Below are 18,430 nucleotides of genomic sequence, written 5' to 3'. Positions count from 1 at the left end.
TATCTATTACTTATCGTTTTTCGGTGCTAAAACTAAGAACATACTGCGTCCTTCCATTTTAGGCTTAGATTCAACTGTACTAACTTCAGCACAAGCTTCTGAGAAGCGATCTAAAACACGTTGACCGATTTCTTTATGAGTAATGGCACGTCCTTTAAAGCGAATTGACGCTTTAACCTTGTCGCCTTTCTCTAAAAACTTGATAGCATTACGAAGTTTTGTGTTAAAGTCGTGTTCATCAATTGTTGGACTTAAACGAACTTCTTTCATGCTAATTACTTTTTGATTTTTGCGCTGCTCTTTTTCTTTCTTCTGTTGCTCAAAGCGGAATTTACCGTAGTCCATAATGCGGCATACTGGCGGTTTCGCATTTGGAGCAACTAATACTAAATCAAGATTAAGATTTGCAGCTAAGTCTAAAGCGTCATTACGAGACTTGATTCCAAGTTGATCGCCATTTGCGCCAACTAAACGTACTTCACGTGCACGAATTTGCTCGTTAATCATCATATCCTTGCTAATAGTAAGCCACCTCCAAGGTTTTCTCAGAACATATTTTGTAGTCATAGAACCCGAACAAAAAAAGTGCGGGCATACGACACCCACACTTGTAAAATCTTAAGTAAGAAATACATTTACCTGTTAACTGCGAATGCGTCCATCAGGTGAGAAGCGGGTGCTTCTACTTGTTCCACAAAACAATATTCTATTATCCTTGATGAGTTTATCATAGGACATGACGTCTGTCAAGAAGACGCGATGTGTTTTACTAACAACAAGAAATATTGTAACAAACAACTAACATACTTGCAATACTTTTTTATGATAAGTGTTACATGGTTATTTTTTCTAATTTTTCTCAAGTATATTACATAAAAAAGCCGCGGTATACCGCGGCTTTTTCTTATCGTTTTCCTTCTACTTTAATCATGTCAACAAAAGCATCTAATGCGATTGTTTCTGATTTTTGTTCACCATATTTACGTACGTTTACGCCGTTTTCAGTTACTTCATTGTCACCTACTACAAGCATGTACGGAATTTTTTGCATTTGTGCTTCACGGATTTTGTAACCGATTTTCTCTTCACGAGTGTCTAATTCAACACGGATACCAGCACGACGCAATTCGTCTTGTACTTTCTTCGCATAGTCTAAATGTACTTGCGGAGAAACTGGAATTACTTGTACTTGAACTGGAGCTAACCATGTTGGGAATGCACCTTTGTATTCTTCAATTAAGAAGGCTACAAAACGTTCCATAGTTGATACAACACCACGGTGAATTACAACTGGACGATGTTGTTTACCGTCTTCACCAACGTATGATAATTCAAAGCGTTCTGGAAGCAAGAAGTCTAATTGTACAGTTGAAAGTGTTTCGTCTTTTCCAAGAGCAGTACGAACTTGAACGTCAAGTTTTGGACCGTAGAATGCCGCTTCACCTTCAGCTTCATAGTAATCAAGACCCATTTCATCCATAGCTTCTTTTAACATACCTTGTGCTTTTTCCCACATCTCATCATCCGCATAATACTTTTTAGTATCTGCTGGGTCGCGGTAAGATAGACGGAATGAGTAGTTCTCTAAACCGAAATCTTTGTACACTTCTAGAGTTAAGTTTACAACACGTTTTAACTCTTCTTTAATTTGATCTGGACGAACGAAAATATGCGCATCGTTTAAAGTCATTCCGCGTACACGTTGTAATCCAGATAACGCACCTGACATTTCATAACGGTGCATTGTTCCAAGTTCCGCAATACGGATTGGTAATTCACGGTAGCTGTGAATATCATTTTTATAAACCATCATATGATGAGGACAGTTCATTGGACGAAGAACTAATTCTTCGTTATCCATTTCCATTGATGGGAACATGCCATCACGGTAGTGGTTCCAGTGACCAGAAGTTTCATAAAGCTCTCTGCTTCCTAGTACTGGAGTATATACGTGATCATAGCCTAAGCTTGCTTCTTTATCAACGATATAACGCTCGATAATACGACGAATTGTTGCACCCTTTGGTAACCAAAGTGGTAAACCTTGTCCTACTTTTTGGCTATTAGTAAATAGTTTTAATTCTTTACCTAATTTACGGTGATCGCGCTCTTTCGCTTCTTCAAGCATACGTAAGTGCTCATCTAATTCCGCTTTCTTAACAAATGCAGTACCGTAAATACGTTGTAGCATTTTATTATTGCTATCGCCGCGCCAGTAAGCACCCGCAACGCTTAATAATTTAAATACTTTAATTTTCCCTGTAGATGGAAGGTGAACACCACGGCAAAGGTCGAAGAATTCGCCTTGCTCATAGATTGAAATAACTGCATCTTCTGGAAGATCGTTAATTAAATCTAATTTTAACTCATCGCCGATTTCTTCAAAGCGACGAATTGCTTCTGCACGTGGTACTTCATGACGAACGATTTCTAAGTTCTCGTTCACAATTTTTTGCATTTCTTTTTCGATTTTCTTGAAGTCTTCAACTGTAATTGCTTCTTCCATATCAATATCGTAGTAGAAGCCATTTTCAATTACTGGACCAATGCCGAGCTCAACCTTAACATCTTTATATAAACGTTTTAACGCTTGTGCTAAAAGGTGGGCTGTTGAATGGCGTAAAATATATAGGCCATCTTCAGAATCTAATGTAATGATAGAAACTGCACCATCTTCTTCGATTGGTGTAACAAGATCGATCATCTCATCGTTTAATTTTCCAGCTACAGCTTTTTTCTTTAAGCCTGGGCTAATAGAAGCTGCGATTTCTTCAGTTGTTACGCCTTTTGGAAACTCCTTCACAGCTCCATCAGGGAAAGTAATTTTAACTACATCTGCCATCACTGGTCACTCCTCTTTTTCTCAAAATAAAAAACACTCATCCCGTAAAAAGGGACGAGTGTTGAATTCGTGGTTCCACCCTTGTTCCAATTAACATAATTGTTAATTGCTCAAGTTCAACATAACGGTGTTGTCCGTTAGCAATTACTAGAAAACCGTTCACTGCTAAAGTTTAGAGGTGGTAAGTAATAATCCCGTACTAGGAAGCTCACACCCTAAGGCTTCCCTCTCTGAAAATCGTAGAAAACTACTCATGTCCTCATCATGACATTTCAATATATTTCATTTATGTAGGTAATTATATGCTCAAAAACTTAGAAAATCAAGGGCGTTACCTTTATTTTTTAAATTTTTCACATTGCGCTCAAAATCATGTAATCCATGTAATTGGACCCGTTCTTGGAACACATTTCGCAAAGTAATTATCATATTATGGTCTTGTTCTTTCGTATATAAATAAATCTTTTTGGGCGAAATAGAAAGAAGTGGCGCAATTACTTTCGTATCAATATATACATCATTTTGCTTTAATAATTCCTCATCTATATATTGGACCAACTTCTCCTGTTTTAAACGTCTACCTTTATCATCATAAAAGATAAAGCTTTCATCAAAAATAAGATGCACGCAAGACAAACGTGATTTACGGCTACTTACTTGTTGCCGAAGCGTCTCAATGAACATTTGGTATTCTTGCTCCATCTTATATTCATCAATTGCCACTTCCGCAAGTTTAGCCACCATTTCCCTATATGTACGAAGACGAAAACGGATATATGATGAAAACGAGAATGAGAGCGGATCACAAAGCCAATTATTTAAAGAAGACTTAATATATGACTCAAATGCGTTACGCGTTAAATCCTGAGCTACACCTTTTCTTTTTCCCTTTAAAATCTCATGTGCCATGTGCAATATTTGATGACACTCTTCTTGTTCTTCATAAAAAAACTTTTCTTTTAAAATCGTATAAATCCACTCATTTTGTTTCACATTCACAATGAAATACACCATTACTGGCAATAAGATCTTTTCAATATAATTCGATTCACGTACTGGTATGTGAATCACCACTTTTTGTTCCTGTAAATACACACTCGTTTCCTTATATAACACTTCCGCTCTTTTCAGCAATTGTCTATATACGTGCATAGCATCATTTTTTTCTTCGAAGCAAATTTCAATCACTTTTGTCCCCCCTTTTATCCCCGCTCTAAAGGACTGTATCTATACGTTACAAATCCTATAAGAGTCCGTTCCACGTGAAGTTCACTCTTAGTAGAATTACATTTCCTATCGTTAGAAAATCCACTCAATATGGCTTGCTAATTTTATATATATTAAGGGAGGGAGAAAAAAATGATACAAGCTACTATGAATTTTTATTGTATACTTTACTTATCAATAACAGGGGTTATCCGAATGTTTGAATATAAATTCGTAAAAGTCGAACCACATTGGGGGTTCACTCGCTCAAAACCAGCTGAAGACTACCAAGAAATTATTCAAGAACATGCTAGAAATGGCTGGAGGTTCGTACAGATTGTTGCCCCTACGATTGGCAGTTCTGGACAACCTGAATATTTCGACCTCATATTTGAAAAGAAAATATCACTATAATACAAAAGAGCAAGCTTCTCAGCTTGCTCTTTTACTTATGACGACGGTTTTTCCCACCAATCGGAATTGGTTTCGCTAAATATTTAATTCGTTCCATAATACGTGCTGCCTTCATTTCTTCAGCCTCGCCACGCTGCGTATACGTTAAATGGTGTTCCAGTTGTTTAAAATCAAAATTAGACGTAAAGAACGTCGGTAAGTTTTCTAACATACGGAATTGTAAGATTGCACCGAGTACATCGTCACGGACAAAGCTTGACATCGCTTCTGCCCCAATATCATCTAACATTAAAACTTGTACGCGTTTAACCGCATCAATCTTCTCACCAATCGAATTATCTTGAATTGAACTTTTAATTTCACGTAAAAATTCCGGGAAGTATACGAGCATCGAACTTATTTTCTTTCGAGCAAGCTCGTTCGCTATTGCTCCTAACAAATACGTTTTTCCTACACCAAATTTACCGTACAAATATAAACCTTGTGCTTTTTTACCTGGTTCATATGTACTTAAAAATTCATTCGCTGCACCAATCGCATCGATACGTGCATTTAAATCAGAAGGATCTAAGTTTTCCATAGTTGCCTGTAAAATATCCGTTGGCATATATACACTTTGAACAAGTTTTTCATATTTCTTTCTCTCGTCATACGCTACTTTTCTAACGCAGCGATCGTATTGAATATCAATCATCTTCCCTTGAATAACAAGCTTTGGCTCGTACCCTTGTAGCATATTTTTACATGAGCCTAAATCCGGACAATCCACGCAACCTACACTTTGTCCAATATATTCATATAACTTAACAAGACTGCGCTCAATCATAGAAGTCGTTACTTCACCCTTATGTTCGTCTATAAATTCTTTCACACGCGGATGCGCCATTACTTCTGCCTTTAATACTTCATATCTATTTTTAAAGTTTTCATTTTCCATTAATTTTGCAAATGAATTTTGAATATGCTCCATTTTCTCACCTCAAAGAGCGTTCATTCTCTTCTATTAATCACGCTTATATTTTTTTAACACTTCTTCTAGTCGTTTTCTTTCATCTTCTAGCGTACTTGCATCTTTTTCTACACTTACATCTTTCTTCTCTGTTTCTTTCTCTTGTTCTTTCGGCTCTTCTTCCTTAAGCCAATCTGGCACCATTTCTTTCCGCACCGTTTTCTTCGCCGTACGGCCTTTTTTCTTCGTCTCAGCCCACTCTTGATACTGACGGTTCTCTTCTTTCGCTAACGCCATCGCGTCCGCTACTGTACCGACCTTTTTACGTGCCCAATGCCCAGCAATCTTCTCGACATACGTTTTCGCAAGTTTCATATCTGAGCGTAGCATAACGTAATAAATAAGTACATTCACAACTCCTGGTGTCAATTTTTGATTAATCATGACATCTTCAACGATCTGCAAGTCCGCTTTCGTTGCCTCTGCACCACCAGAAATCTCTTTCAATAGTTGTTTTGGTGAGATTTCCTCTAGTTGCTTTATTAGCATCTCCTCTTGCGATGAAGGCTCTTTCTCTTTCATCGTACGTGCAGCATGAGGCTGTACTCTTTCACTTAATACCGGTAATGCTTGACCATTTTCAAATTGATACCAATCGCGCGCTCCTTTTCTAAGCCTCTCCATATCAATTGTTTGCATCTCTGTCACTGCACCAAGAACGATATTTTGCATCGATAACACATCTACACCATACACGTAAGCAAGTGTTATAACGCAGTCTCTCACTTGATCTGTAATCGCCTTTTTAGGAACAAGAGCGGACAATCCATCTATAAATAAAGAGAAATCAAAGAAATCATTCCAAACTTTCGGAGCGTCTCCCTTCTCGTTACTTGGCATAGTTGTCGTTTTTGGAATACGAAGGTCTTCTTGCGCATGCTCAAGCTGTCCTGGATTAAACGAACCAAACACATCATTGAAAGAACGCGTAACATTTTCATAAGAAGCAAAATCAAATTCTTCTTCTAAGAAATATTGCTTTACTTGATTATATTTTGTCCTGCTCAATCGATTGTATAAAAAGATACTTAAAACAATATCATCAAAAAACTGCTTCGGAGATAAAGGTGGTTGCAACTCATATATGAACATTCGAATATCTTTTTCTTTCTTAATATATACCTTCAAAAGCCCAATTGCCTCTAACTTTACTCGTTCCTCATATACTTCAGGAAGTTGCATTTGCATAGTCACCATAAGGGAATGATGCGTATTCTCTTTTCCAAATACACGATCTTGCTCAAGCTCTCCCCATAGTGTCATGTATAAGCTAAAAGCTCTACTACCTATTAACGGCTGATACAACATCGTTAACACTTTTCGGTCGTAATTGTGCAGTAGTCCTTTTGCACTTACTTTATAACGATCAATCGGCAATAGCTCCATCCATGACTGTTTTTCCATTCTTGCTTTTCCTTTCTCTCATCCAATCTATCCTCTACTTCATTCGTTCTATCTTCATTATATAAATTCTTAGTGAAAAAGAGCTATTAGCTTGCGCTTCTAGCTCTCTTATCCTATTACTTACGGTATGTAAAGAGAATAATCTACTCTCTTTCTTTTTGCAGTATATCTTTTAATTCTTCAATAAATACATTTAAATCTTTAAATTGACGATATACAGAAGCAAAACGTACGTAAGCAACATCATCAATATCGCGAAGTTCTTCCATAACAATTTCACCAATCATATCACTTTTCACTTCTGATATACCTAAATTACGCAGTTCACGTTCCACGCTTTGTGTTACTTCTTCTAATTGTCTTAAAGATACTGGTCTTTTTTCACACGCTTTAATTAAACCGCGTAAAATCTTTTCTTTATTAAACTCTTCTCGTGTGCCTTCTTTTTTTACAACGATAAGAGGTGACTCTTCTACCCTTTCAAAGGTCGTAAAGCGACTTAAGCAGCTTTCACACTCTCTCCTTCTTCGAATAGAGCGCCCCTCGTCTACCGGACGCGAATCTAACACTCTTGTACCATTATGAGAACAGGATGGACAACGCAATTCATTCACTCCTTTACACTATACTCTTTATTTTTCTCTACTCACTTCACCTAAAATATATATACAATATTATATAACTCATTCTAACTCTCTTACCACTTTAAGTTCCAGCGCATCACTTTATCATCTCATCCTTAAAAATAAGATGGTATATAGGGCACTACCTCATTTGCAAGAGTCCAATTTATTCAACTAACGAGTACGTTATATTTTCCCTTTTTTATAAACTAAAAAAGAGGTGCATTATACACCTCTTTACATTTTAAATCAATTATGTTCTTTTTTAAAGAGCTTTTGTTTCTCTCTGCTTAATTTCGAAGCTACCAGTGCCTCGAGGAAGCTCGATGCTCTCACGCGTTTTCGCGTTTAAACCCTCTGCAATATATTCTGCAGCAACATTTGGATCAATACGATCCCCACAAGTATAAACATCAATACTTGCGTAACCGTGCTCCGGAAAGCTATGAATTGTTAAATGTGATTCTGAGATAATTACTACTCCACTTACACCTTGTGGTGCAAATTTATGGAAAGCAACCTCACGCACTTCAGCACCAGCTCTTAGTGCTGCATCCACAAATAATTGTTCAATATACGGCATGTCATTAAGCTTGTCGAAATCGCAATCCCAAAGTTCAGCGATCACGTGACGACCCATCGTATCCATAGTATCCATTCTACAGTTCCCCCTTGTAAATTTATTCTAACTGTTCGAATTGAAAACTAATTTGCAATTTGGCTTGCTCCACTACCACGGGGGAAAGTTAGTCCAGAGAGGTCCTAACCCTTTAAGTAGTGACTACGTACCTCAGCTCTTAAGTTTACGAGTGTTAGTATACTTTGTTTATTTTCATTTTGCAACAACAGTTTTTTCGATTTTCTGTCATATTTTCCTCTTTACTTTTCCCTAAAAAAAATAAACGATTCACAAATGCAGTAATCACAACGTTTCGTGGTATGTCCACTTTTTAAAATATACTTATATAATTTTTTTCCTTTTCAGAAAAAATTAAAAAAAGAGGGCAAATATTGCCTTGCCCTCTCCTCCCTTATTCACTTAAATGTGTTGCACATTTTCTTGTTTCGCTAACTCTTGAACAACTAACGTTACAAGATCTACAACACGACGAGAGTAGCCCCACTCGTTATCATACCAAGCAAGTACTTTCACTTTACGATCACCCATTACCATTGTAGATAAACCATCGATAATAGCTGAGTGTGTATTTGTATTAAAGTCGATAGATACTAAAGGCTCTTCGCTGAATTCTACAATACCTTTTAACGCACCGTTTGCAACAGTTTTGAATGCATCGTTAATAGCTTCAACTGTCACATCGCGTTTTACATCTACTACTAAATCAACAAGAGACACGTTTGGTGTTGGTACACGAAGTGCCATACCATGAAGTTTTCCGTTTAAATGTGGAAGAACTTTTGCTAGCGCTTTCGCAGCACCTGTCGTTGTCGGAATGATTGATTGTCCGCAAGCACGTGCTCTTCTTAAATCTTTATGTGGGTTATCAATATTTTTTTGGTCATTTGTATAAGCGTGAACTGTCGTCATTAAACCGTTTTCAATTCCAAACTGCTCATCTAACACCTTCACAACAGGCGCTAAACAATTTGTTGTACAAGATGCATTTGAAATAACAGTATGTTTTGTAATATCTAATTGGTCTTCGTTCACACCAACTACAATTGTTACATCTTCATTTTTACCAGGCGCTGTTAAAATAACTTTTTTCGCTCCAGCTTCAACGTGAAGAATTGCTTTTTCTTTTGAATTAAATTTACCAGTTGCTTCAATTACAACTTCAACACCTAAATCTGTCCAAGGCAATTCCTTTGGATCGCGGTTGTTTAAAAGGCGAATCATTTTTCCATCAACTAATAAGTGATCTTCAAATGCTTCTACTGTTCCGTCAAACTTGCCATGAACTGTATCATATTTAATTAAGTGTGCTAACGTTTCAGATGGATAGCTTGCATTGATTGCTACAATTTCGAATGCGCTTTCTTTTATTGCTTGACGAAATACCATTCTCCCAATACGTCCAAATCCATTAATTGCCACACGAGTCATAATATGTTATCCCCCTTGAATGCGTTATACTATTTATCTCCAATCCCAATAATAGTATAACACAAAAAGGGGATATGTCACTAAGCATTTTCATTAATTTCACAATTTTTTAGTCAATAATGTTCCACTTCTTTAAAATTACCTGCAATTGTGTTTTCGTTCCCATAATTGTGCCATCATTATTTATCACTTCATCTGCATTTTCCACTTTTTCTTCTAACGGCATTTGAGATTGAATACGAGCTGTTGCTTCTTCTTCTGAAAAGTTATTTCGTTTCATTAAACGTTCTAATTGCGTATGCGGCTTAACCGCTACAACTAAAATGCGGTCAACGAGACTTGTTAATTTGCTTTCAAATAAGAGAGGAATATCTAACACAACCGCTTGCATACCTTCTTTTATGTACATTTCCTTTTGCCTATTCATTTCCTCACGCACTGCAGGATGAACAATTTTATTTAACTGCAATCGTTTTTCTTCATTATAGAAAACGACACTTCCTAGTTTTGGACGATCTAATTCTCCATCTCCTTGTAACACTTCCGTTCCAAATACTTCTACTATTTTGTTATATGCTGGTTTTCCTCGCTCTACAACTTCTCTTGCGATAATATCTGCATCAATAACTGGTATGCTCAGTTCACGAAACATTTCTGATACCGTACTTTTTCCGCTTGCAATGCCTCCCGTTAATCCAATTACTACTGTCATAATAATCCTCCTCATAATAAAAGGCGCGAAACTAATGTTCCACGCCCATACTTACATTTTCCAAATTCCAATAATGATGAGTAATACTCCAGGCAGGAATGTAAATTTTTGTAACCACTTCATATTTGATAAAACCGTTCCAAGTTTCATTCCAATAAATAAAAACAAAGAACTCATAACTGCAACTAATATCGCCATCATAGCGGGTGCATACCCTAATAAAGATGCACCAATTCCGGCACCAAATGAATCTACAGAAAGAGCTATACCAAGAAGTAATGCTTCTCCTGCAGAAATGGTGCCTGATTTATCAAAATCTGCAACAGTCGGTTTCCGTAAAATTTGAATCACTAGGCCTAGCGAGGCAATCTCTAATTTCCAGACCTTCTCCTCTTGCTTCGGTTCTTCTTTTTTCTCACTTCGAAAAAATTGATATAATACCCAAATCCCTATTCCAATAAGAACAAGCCCACCGATACGCGTTGCGATAACAGGTGAAAATACTTTCGCGATCATATGTCCAATTCCCATTGAAACAAGCATAACAGCCGCTGAACACATTCCGATAATTATAATTGATCTTAGTGGAATTCTTACGCTTCTTAAACCATATGTTAGCCCTACACTACAGCTATCTAAGCTTAATGTAAAAGCTAATAAAATAAGAGATAAATAAAGGTACATCGGTAAGCTCCTCCCTTATACATAGCTCTGCTGTATGTATATGACAAATGCCTATCCGATGTTATCTCTTTTCTATATTCTAGGCTGACAAATTGGGCAGTAATGCGTTCCTCGCCCGCCAACAACTGTTTTTTCTAATATCGTGCCACAAGTTACGCACGGCTCTCCCTTTTTCCCATATACATTTAGGAGTTCTTGGAACGAACCAATTTGCCCTTGTGAGTTGATATACGTCCGAATTGTACTTCCGCCACGCTTTACTGCTTCGCCTAGCGTTGTAACGGTAGCCTCATAAATTCGCTCAATTTCTTCTACTGTTAAAGACGAAGCTTCTCGTTCTGGATGAATTTGAGAACGGAATAAAACTTCATCTACATATATATTTCCAAGCCCTACTAAAAGACGCTGGTCCAGTAGCACAACTTTTATTTTACGATTTGTCTTTTGTAATCTTTCTTGTAAATACTGCGGTGTCATTTCAGCATCAAATGGCTCCGGACCTAAGTCAGCAAGAGGCATTTGGTTCATTTCTTCACCTTTCTTAAAGAGATGCATCGTACCAAACTTTCTCACATCTTTATAATGTAATTCCGTTCCATCTGTAAATAAGAAACGGACGTGCGTATGTTTATCAATCGGCTCATCCTCTTGATGCAGTAAAAACTTACCTTCCATACGCAAATGTGAAACAATGACATAATTCGTTACATATAAAAGCAAAAACTTTCCTCTTCGCTTTATATTTTCAATCTTCTCGCCTTTTAGCATTTCTTTAAAGATTTCTGCATCATCCGGTCGTTTCACTATTTTTGGATAAGTAACAATAACATCTTCAATCGTTTTTCCTGTTACAAGATTTTCAAGTGTCCGTCTGACGTTTTCAACCTCTGGTAATTCAGGCATTTCATCACTTCCTTATTTTGCGTCGTACCAAGTTGGACCGTAAGAATAATCAACTTTCAGCGGAACTGCAAGTTCAATCGCATGTTCCATTACTTCAGGTACAAGCTGCTCTAATTTTTCGATTTCTTCTTTTGGTGCTTCAAATATTAATTCATCGTGTACTTGCAGAAGAAGACGCGCTTGTAATCCTTCTTCTTCTAAACGATCTGCCATAATAATCATCGCTTTTTTAATAATATCTGCTGCAGTACCTTGAATTGGTGTATTCATCGCTGTACGCTCAGCGAAGCTACGCAAGTTAAAATTACGACTCGTAATTTCTGGAATATAACGGCGACGATTTAATAATGTAGCTACATATCCTTTTTGTTTCGCATCTTTTACGATGTCCTCCATGTATTCTTGTACACCAGGGAAACTTTCTAAATACTTTTCAATAAATTCCGCTGCTGCTTTTCTTGTAATTCCTAAGTTTTGTGAAAGACCATAATCACTAATACCATACACAATTCCGAAGTTAACAGCTTTCGCTTGTCGTCTCATATTTGAAGTTACTTCATCTTTTTCAACGCCAAATACATCCATAGCTGTTTTCGTATGAATATCCATGTCATGTTGGAACGCTTCAACTAGCCCTTTATCATTTGCAATATGAGCTAATACACGCAGTTCGATTTGTGAATAATCAGCCGCATACATAATCCATCCTTCTTCTGATGGAACAAATGCCTGACGAATCTTTCTTCCTTCTTCTAATCGAATCGGGATATTTTGCAAGTTCGGATCCGTTGAACTTAATCGACCTGTTTGCGTTAACACTTGATTAAAGCGAGTATGAATTTTAGATGAATCTTCATGTACAACTTTCAGTAAACCTTCAATGTAAGTTGAATTTAGCTTCCCTAATTGACGATAATGTAAAATATTTGGAATGATTTCATGGTGATTCATAAGCTTATCTAGTACATCAGCTGACGTAGAATAACCTGTTTTCGTCTTTTTAATAACCGGTAAGTTTAAGTTCTCAAACAGAATAACACCAAGCTGCTTCGGTGAATTAATATTAAATTCTGTTCCCGCAAGCTTATAAATTTCCTGTTCCATTTCCTTTAATCTACCCGCAAGTTCTTCTCCCATATTACGAAGACGCTCTGTATCAACTTTTACACCCTTTACTTCCATATCAGCTAATACACGTGCAAGCGGCAATTCTAATTCTGTAAACAGTTCATATTGCTCATTCTTCTTTAACTCTTCAACGAATGTTTGCTTTACATCATATAATACATGCACTTTACGAGCCACATGCTCCGCGACTACCTCTAACTCTGGAACCGCACGCTTCGCACCTTTTCCGTAAACTTCTTCATCTGATTTCACAGCATGCGTTTCTTTCATTTTCGCTACAGTACGGAAATCTTTATCTGTATCAGCCGGGTCAAGTAAATAAGCAGCGATTAATAGATCAAAGTCAATCCCTTGCATATCTATCCCATTCCATTTCAGTGCAACGATTGCACGCTTCGCATCAAATGTATGCTTTCTCATTTCTCCATCTGCAAGCCACTCTTTAAAAGCATCTGACTTAAGAGCAATGTCTGTCTGAATAAAGTAACATCCATTTTCATTTTGAATACCGAAACCTTGAATGTCTGCTTTATGATAGTTATCTTCTTGTACTTCAACGATAAGCGCACTATCTTGCTGAAGCATTTCTTCTGTAACTTCTTCCACAATATCAAATGTAATATCATCTAATTCAGCTGGAGCTGTTTCTTCTGGCGTAACGCCTAATTTATTTAAAAGAGATGTAAATCCTAAACTCTCGAACATTGGAATGACATCACTTGCTTCATATCCTTTATACACCATATCATCCACATGAACTGTAATCGGCGCATCTGTAATAATAGTTGCAAGATCCTTACTCATAAGAGCTTGTTCTTTATTTTCTTCCAGTTTTTCTTTTAATTTCTTCCCACTTACTTGATCTATATTTTCATACACCGCTTCAACCGTTCCAAACTGTGTTAACAATTTAATTGCCGTTTTTTCACCAACTCCTGGTACACCCGGTATATTATCTGACTGGTCTCCCATTAAACCTTTCATATCGATAATTTGCTTTGGTGATAAGCTGTATTTTTCAAATAAAGCTTCTTTCGTATATTCATCCACTTCTGTAATCCCTTTTCGCGGAATACATACAAGCGTGTTATCAGAAACAAGTTGAAGTAAATCTTTATCTCCTGAAATAACTTTTACACTTGCCCCTTGCTCACTCGCTTCTTTCGCTAACGTTCCCATGATGTCATCCGCTTCATAATTTTCTAATTCATAACGCGGTACATTGAACGCATCCAGCATCTCACGAATAAACGGGAACTGCTCTGATAATTCAGGTGGAGTCTTTTGACGTCCTCCTTTATACTCACTATACGTTTTATGACGGAACGTTGTTTTGCCTGCATCAAACGCCACTAACATATGAGTTGGCTTTTCTTCCTCTAATATTCTCATTAACATCATTGTAAAACCGTAAATTGCGTTCGTATGTATACCTTTGTCGTTATTTAAAAGCGGTAGTGCAAAGAAAGCACGATACGCGATATTATTACCATCTACTAATACGACCTTTTTTTCCAAAATTGAAACCTCCCCATACAAATTTGAAATGATTTTTTTCACAGAAAAAAACCGTTCCTTTCCTCTCTCTATATTAACATGACTAATAGAGAGAAGAAAAATAACGGCTATTTTCTTTCATATATAAAACAGACTTATATTGGCATAAAGGGAAGTGACGAGAACAGCTTAACTATTCTCGTCCAAAATTACTCCTTGGATGAAGGGGTTTTCATGTATTATATTAACAGAGCTTTATTAATATTTAATTAAGCCATTGTTAATATATTGTAAACATCCTTCATCCTATTTTTCAGTTGCTGATTTCGGTAAAACAACTGTAAACGTTGTCCCTTCTCCAACTTCACTATCTACTGTAATCGTACCTTGATGCGCCTCAACTAAATGCTTTACAATCGACAATCCAAGGCCGGTACCACCAGTATTTCTACTTCTTGCTTTATCCACCCGGTAGAAACGTTCAAAAATACGCGGAATTTCCTCTTTACTAATACCAATTCCAGTATCCGATACTTTTATATAAGCATTATATTTATCTTCCGCTAACTCTACTGAAACAACGCCTCCAGCCGGTGTATATACGATTGCGTTATTAATTAAATTAATAAAGATTTGTTTCAAACGACTTGGATCTCCAATAACAGAGGCACGTTTTAATACATTCACTTGTAAAGAGATTTCTTTTTCTCCTGCTTTATTATCAAGTACCATATGAATATCTTCAAGCAGCCCCTTCATATCAACGGTTCCCATATTTAATTTAAATCCTTGTTGTTCGATCTTCGACAAATCTAATAAATCTTCAATTAATCCTTGCATGCGCTCACTTTCTTTTAAAATAATGTGCAAGAAATGTTCGCAGAATTTTTTATTATCCATCGCTCCGTCTAAGAGTGTTTCTGAAAAACCTTTAATAGAAGTAATCGGTGTCTTTAATTCATGAGAAACATTCGCTAAAAAGTCTTTTCTCATTTGTTCTAATTTCTTTAACTCTGTTATGTCATGGAATACGAGAACAATCCCTTTCCATTCATGGTTTGTCCCGATAATCGGCGCTCCATATACTTCGAAATGCTTCCGTTCAATTCCAAGTGGCAATAACATTTGTTTACGCACTTTCACTTCTGTCATAAAGATTTCTTCTACAAGCTCAATAATTTCTGTATGATGAAACGATTCATAATATAAGCGATCTAAATATTCTTCATCTGTTACGTGGAAAGTTTCCTTATAAGAGCGGTTTACAAGGTTTATATATCCTCGGCTATCAATTAAAATCATTCCACTTCCCATATTTTCAATTAACGTGTGCAGACGATCTTGCTGCATTTCTTGTTCAAGTGTCATCTCTTGTAAATTTCGTGCTAAAATATTAATCGCTTTACTCAGCATTCCTGTTTCATCCGAATGACTTTCGTATGCACGTGCTTTATAATTACCCTTTGCCAATTCAATTGCAACTTTCGTAACCGATTCAATTGGCCTAATATATTGCCCTGTAATTTTCATACCTAAAAATACAACTACGAGACAAGCAATGACAAATCCGATAATTAATAATCCCCACGTTTTTTGATGTACGTCTCTTAAAGGATCAATTATACTTTTCACCAAAATGTATCCTTGTTTTCCTTCTACATCTTGAACGAACACCGCATGATAAAATTCATTCTTTCGATCCGTTTCTTTCGTAATTACTTTACTTCGTTGTTTTGCCACTTCCGAAGAAAGTTCTTTAATCGTCTCTGGACTAAATGCCAATTCTTGTCCATTTCTATATTGAACTTTCTTTTTTTCATCCAAAAATACGATAGAAGCTGGTATTTTTTCTTCTAACTTTTCAAATACGTATGGATTTTTTAAGACATTATCAAAACCTTGCTCTTCTGCTAACGTCGCAACATACTCTGTCTCTTTTACCATTCTCTCTTTAGCATGATCTATATAGTAGTTTTCAAACACAGTTTCTAGTAATAAACCTAGTCCAACTAAAATAAATACAATAAGAGAAACAAATGTAAAAAGAAGCCTGGAACGAAATTTATTCATTCCCTTTTGGCTCCTCTAATTTATATCCTAAACCACGTATCGTTTTAATGTACGTCGGTTTTTTCGTATTTTGTTCAATTTTATCGCGCAAATGGCTAATATGAACATCAACAATTCGTGTATCACCAGCAAAATCGTAATTCCATACAGCACTTAGTAATTGATCACGTGTCAACACGCGACTTTTATTTTTCGCAAGATACACAAGTAGTTCAAATTCTTTTGGTGTTAATTCAAGCTTTCTTCCTTGGAAATAAGCCTCATAAAACTCCGGTAAAATTTTAAGTTCTGCAATTGTGATGCTATCTTCATCTGGCGCTTCTGCAACTTGTTCTTCTTGTTGTAATTTCGTACGGCGCAAAATCGCCTTCACACGAGCAACAACTTCTCTTGGACTAAATGGCTTCGTCATATAATCATCTGCCCCAAGTTCAAGGCCTAGCACCTTATCAAACTCATCATCTTTTGCCGTTAACATTAAAATCGGCGTCATAACGCGCTGCAATCGTAATTCTTTACACACTTCCATACCATCCATTTTCGGAAGCATTAAATCTAATATAATTAAATCTGGGCGTTCTGTTGTCGCTTTTTGAAGCGCCATTTCTCCATCCATCGCTGTTATAACTTCAAACCCAGCTTGTTGTAAATTAAATTCGATTAAAGTTAAGATAAATTCCTCATCATCAACTACTAAAATACGATTGTTCATTCTTTTCCTCCAAGTTATAGACTTGAAACCTTCTTCATCCTAGTATTTTCCCCGTTATTCTCATCATACTAGAAAACAAGGTCCCTCTCAATATAATTGTCTATTCATGGAGATCGTTTGTGTAGAATTGAGAAAATAGAAGTAATTACAATTCACCTGCAACTACACAGGATTTTGTCAAACTTTATAGATTGCTCTCTCTTCTTTAAAGCTCACTTCCGTATGAACTATAAAATCTTAATTTTATGCTAGGAAAAACGAAAGAGCATACGCTATTTTATAATCTGGTGTTTCATATCCATCAAATACTCTCCCGTACATTTCATTCGCAACCCGGTCTGCCCACACTTCAGCTTCTCTTACCGTTTCAAAGATCACGTCTTCTCTTTTCCACCTTACCTAAAAAACCACTCCTTTAATTGACTTCAATTACCGATGATTATATCATTAATCTTAATATATGAATTAATAATATATGGAGGTCTATTATGCGACTAATACTATCTATTCTATCTTTAGCAGTCACATGTATCCTTGCTTTTAACGCTCCGAGCTGGGATACGATTAAAACGGGGTGCTCAGAATTTGCTGAAGGGTTCAAAGAAGGGTTCTTCAACTAAAAATAGCGCTAGCATCCTTATGAAAGGTATGCTAGCACTATTCATATTTTCATCTTTTAAAAATTATCTAATGCTTTTTCCATAATAGAAACAGATTTAAAAGGTGGCGTTACTGTTAATGAACCTTTCACAACAGTTTCTCCTTTTTCATCATGAGCAGATACAAGCATATCAATTGTATGTTCCTCCTCAGAAACAGCCACAACTTCAAAGTGGATTTGTAACGTTTCATAATGGTGAACATGTTTCACGAATGTAAGGTCCTTTCTCGTAATATGACTTCCTGGACCCGGTAAATATTTCGTAACCGCCGTTGTAATCATTCCCGTTAGCATAATGCTTGGTACAATCGGCTTTTCATACGGAGTTTGGGATGCGTAATCATGCTGAATATATAATGGATTGGCATCATTCGTTAACCCTAAGTACAATAACAAATCTTTATCCTCAATTTTTTCAGTGATAGATAATTTCTCTCCTACTGTAATTTCATCCATTTTACGACCAATTTGAACTTTTTTCTTTAACATGTTACAAC

At 36.5% G+C, this 18,430-nt stretch carries 18 protein-coding genes and 2 other annotated features; of the genes, 2 read left to right on the top strand and 16 right to left on the bottom strand.

What is annotated here, in order from left to right:
* Nucleotides 1–6: 6 nt before the first annotated feature.
* The 3 genes from infC to ytxC all read right to left on the bottom strand — a co-directional run bounded on the left by infC (nt 7) and on the right by ytxC (nt 4,030).
* Nucleotides 7–510, bottom strand: a complete 504-nt coding sequence (infC, locus tag HMAS_RS01645) for a translation initiation factor IF-3 (RefSeq protein ID WP_000973215.1) — start codon at nt 508–510, stop codon at nt 7–9.
* A 63-nt stretch (nt 511–573) separates the two neighbouring features.
* Nucleotides 574–694, bottom strand: a sequence feature (ribosomal protein L20 leader region).
* 210 nt (nt 695–904) lie between these two features.
* Nucleotides 905–2,842, bottom strand: a complete 1,938-nt coding sequence (gene thrS, locus HMAS_RS01640) for a threonine--tRNA ligase (RefSeq protein ID WP_000786083.1) — start codon at nt 2,840–2,842, stop codon at nt 905–907.
* 47 nt (nt 2,843–2,889) lie between these two features.
* Nucleotides 2,890–3,117: a binding site (T-box leader), on the bottom strand.
* Between the two features lie 31 nt (nt 3,118–3,148).
* The gene (gene ytxC, locus HMAS_RS01635) at nt 3,149–4,030 is read right to left on the bottom strand and encodes a putative sporulation protein YtxC (protein WP_000569625.1); all 882 of its coding nucleotides are present in this window, start codon (nt 4,028–4,030) and stop codon (nt 3,149–3,151) included.
* Between the two features lie 234 nt (nt 4,031–4,264).
* Here ytxC and HMAS_RS01630 point away from each other — a divergent pair, with 234 nt between their 5' ends.
* A complete protein-coding gene (locus HMAS_RS01630) occupies nt 4,265–4,462 on the top strand; it encodes a DUF4177 domain-containing protein (protein WP_002024924.1) in 198 nt (65 codons plus the stop codon).
* Between the two features lie 31 nt (nt 4,463–4,493).
* On the opposite strand, the gene dnaI is transcribed toward HMAS_RS01630, so the two are convergent.
* The 12 genes from dnaI to HMAS_RS27990 all read right to left on the bottom strand — a co-directional run bounded on the left by dnaI (nt 4,494) and on the right by HMAS_RS27990 (nt 17,650).
* A complete protein-coding gene (dnaI, locus tag HMAS_RS01625; protein WP_000400106.1) occupies nt 4,494–5,432 on the bottom strand; it encodes a primosomal protein DnaI in 939 nt (312 codons plus the stop codon).
* 33 nt (nt 5,433–5,465) lie between these two features.
* Nucleotides 5,466–6,875 (bottom strand): replication initiation and membrane attachment family protein, encoded by a 1,410-nt coding sequence (locus tag HMAS_RS01620; RefSeq protein WP_000415048.1) that lies wholly within the window; start codon nt 6,873–6,875, stop codon nt 5,466–5,468.
* Nucleotides 6,876–7,018: 143 nt separating this feature from the next.
* Nucleotides 7,019–7,480 carry a transcriptional regulator NrdR gene (gene nrdR, locus HMAS_RS01615; protein WP_001203687.1) on the bottom strand — a complete coding sequence of 154 codons (462 nt, stop codon included), beginning with the start codon at nt 7,478–7,480 and terminating at the stop codon, nt 7,019–7,021.
* A 283-nt stretch (nt 7,481–7,763) separates the two neighbouring features.
* The gene (speD, locus tag HMAS_RS01610) at nt 7,764–8,147 is read right to left on the bottom strand and encodes an adenosylmethionine decarboxylase (protein WP_002003660.1); all 384 of its coding nucleotides are present in this window, start codon (nt 8,145–8,147) and stop codon (nt 7,764–7,766) included.
* Nucleotides 8,148–8,537: 390 nt separating this feature from the next.
* Complete coding sequence (locus HMAS_RS01605; protein ID WP_000198975.1) at nt 8,538–9,566, bottom strand: glyceraldehyde-3-phosphate dehydrogenase; 1,029 nt, start codon at nt 9,564–9,566, stop codon at nt 8,538–8,540.
* Between the two features lie 109 nt (nt 9,567–9,675).
* Nucleotides 9,676–10,278: a dephospho-CoA kinase gene (gene coaE / locus HMAS_RS01600; protein WP_000219284.1), complete on the bottom strand. Its 603-nt coding sequence runs from the start codon at nt 10,276–10,278 to the stop codon at nt 9,676–9,678.
* A 51-nt stretch (nt 10,279–10,329) separates the two neighbouring features.
* The gene (gene ytaF, locus HMAS_RS01595; protein ID WP_000281744.1) at nt 10,330–10,962 is read right to left on the bottom strand and encodes a sporulation membrane protein YtaF; all 633 of its coding nucleotides are present in this window, start codon (nt 10,960–10,962) and stop codon (nt 10,330–10,332) included.
* 72 nt (nt 10,963–11,034) lie between these two features.
* Nucleotides 11,035–11,865 (bottom strand): DNA-formamidopyrimidine glycosylase, encoded by an 831-nt coding sequence (gene mutM / locus HMAS_RS01590; protein ID WP_001114478.1) that lies wholly within the window; start codon nt 11,863–11,865, stop codon nt 11,035–11,037.
* Nucleotides 11,866–11,877: 12 nt separating this feature from the next.
* The gene (polA, locus tag HMAS_RS01585) at nt 11,878–14,511 is read right to left on the bottom strand and encodes a DNA polymerase I (RefSeq protein WP_000412806.1); all 2,634 of its coding nucleotides are present in this window, start codon (nt 14,509–14,511) and stop codon (nt 11,878–11,880) included.
* A 285-nt stretch (nt 14,512–14,796) separates the two neighbouring features.
* The gene (gene phoR, locus HMAS_RS01580) at nt 14,797–16,560 is read right to left on the bottom strand and encodes a sensory box histidine kinase PhoR (RefSeq protein WP_001032107.1); all 1,764 of its coding nucleotides are present in this window, start codon (nt 16,558–16,560) and stop codon (nt 14,797–14,799) included.
* Nucleotides 16,553–17,272, bottom strand: a complete 720-nt coding sequence (gene phoP / locus HMAS_RS01575; RefSeq protein ID WP_001065220.1) for a two-component system response regulator PhoP — start codon at nt 17,270–17,272, stop codon at nt 16,553–16,555. The genes phoR and phoP overlap by 8 nt, the downstream gene beginning before the upstream one ends.
* 243 nt (nt 17,273–17,515) lie before the next feature.
* Nucleotides 17,516–17,650 (bottom strand): hypothetical protein, encoded by a 135-nt coding sequence (locus tag HMAS_RS27990; RefSeq protein WP_000575770.1) that lies wholly within the window; start codon nt 17,648–17,650, stop codon nt 17,516–17,518.
* 110 nt (nt 17,651–17,760) lie between these two features.
* Here HMAS_RS27990 and HMAS_RS28200 point away from each other — a divergent pair, with 110 nt between their 5' ends.
* Entirely contained in the window at nt 17,761–17,892 is a 132-nt protein-coding gene (locus tag HMAS_RS28200) for a hypothetical protein (RefSeq protein ID WP_001237022.1), read from the top strand.
* 56 nt (nt 17,893–17,948) lie between these two features.
* Here the strand turns inward: HMAS_RS28200 and HMAS_RS01570 are convergent, their stop codons facing one another.
* The gene (locus HMAS_RS01570; RefSeq protein ID WP_000914180.1) at nt 17,949–18,422 is read right to left on the bottom strand and encodes a MaoC family dehydratase; all 474 of its coding nucleotides are present in this window, start codon (nt 18,420–18,422) and stop codon (nt 17,949–17,951) included.
* Between the last annotated feature and the right edge of the window lie 8 nt (nt 18,423–18,430).

It is taken from the genome of Bacillus sp. HMA207 (assembly GCF_003402455.1).
In the GTDB taxonomy this organism is placed as follows: domain Bacteria; phylum Bacillota; class Bacilli; order Bacillales; family Bacillaceae_G; genus Bacillus_A; species Bacillus_A cereus.
Note: the sequence above shows the minus strand (reverse complement) of the source record. Positions and strands in the feature narration are given on the sequence as shown.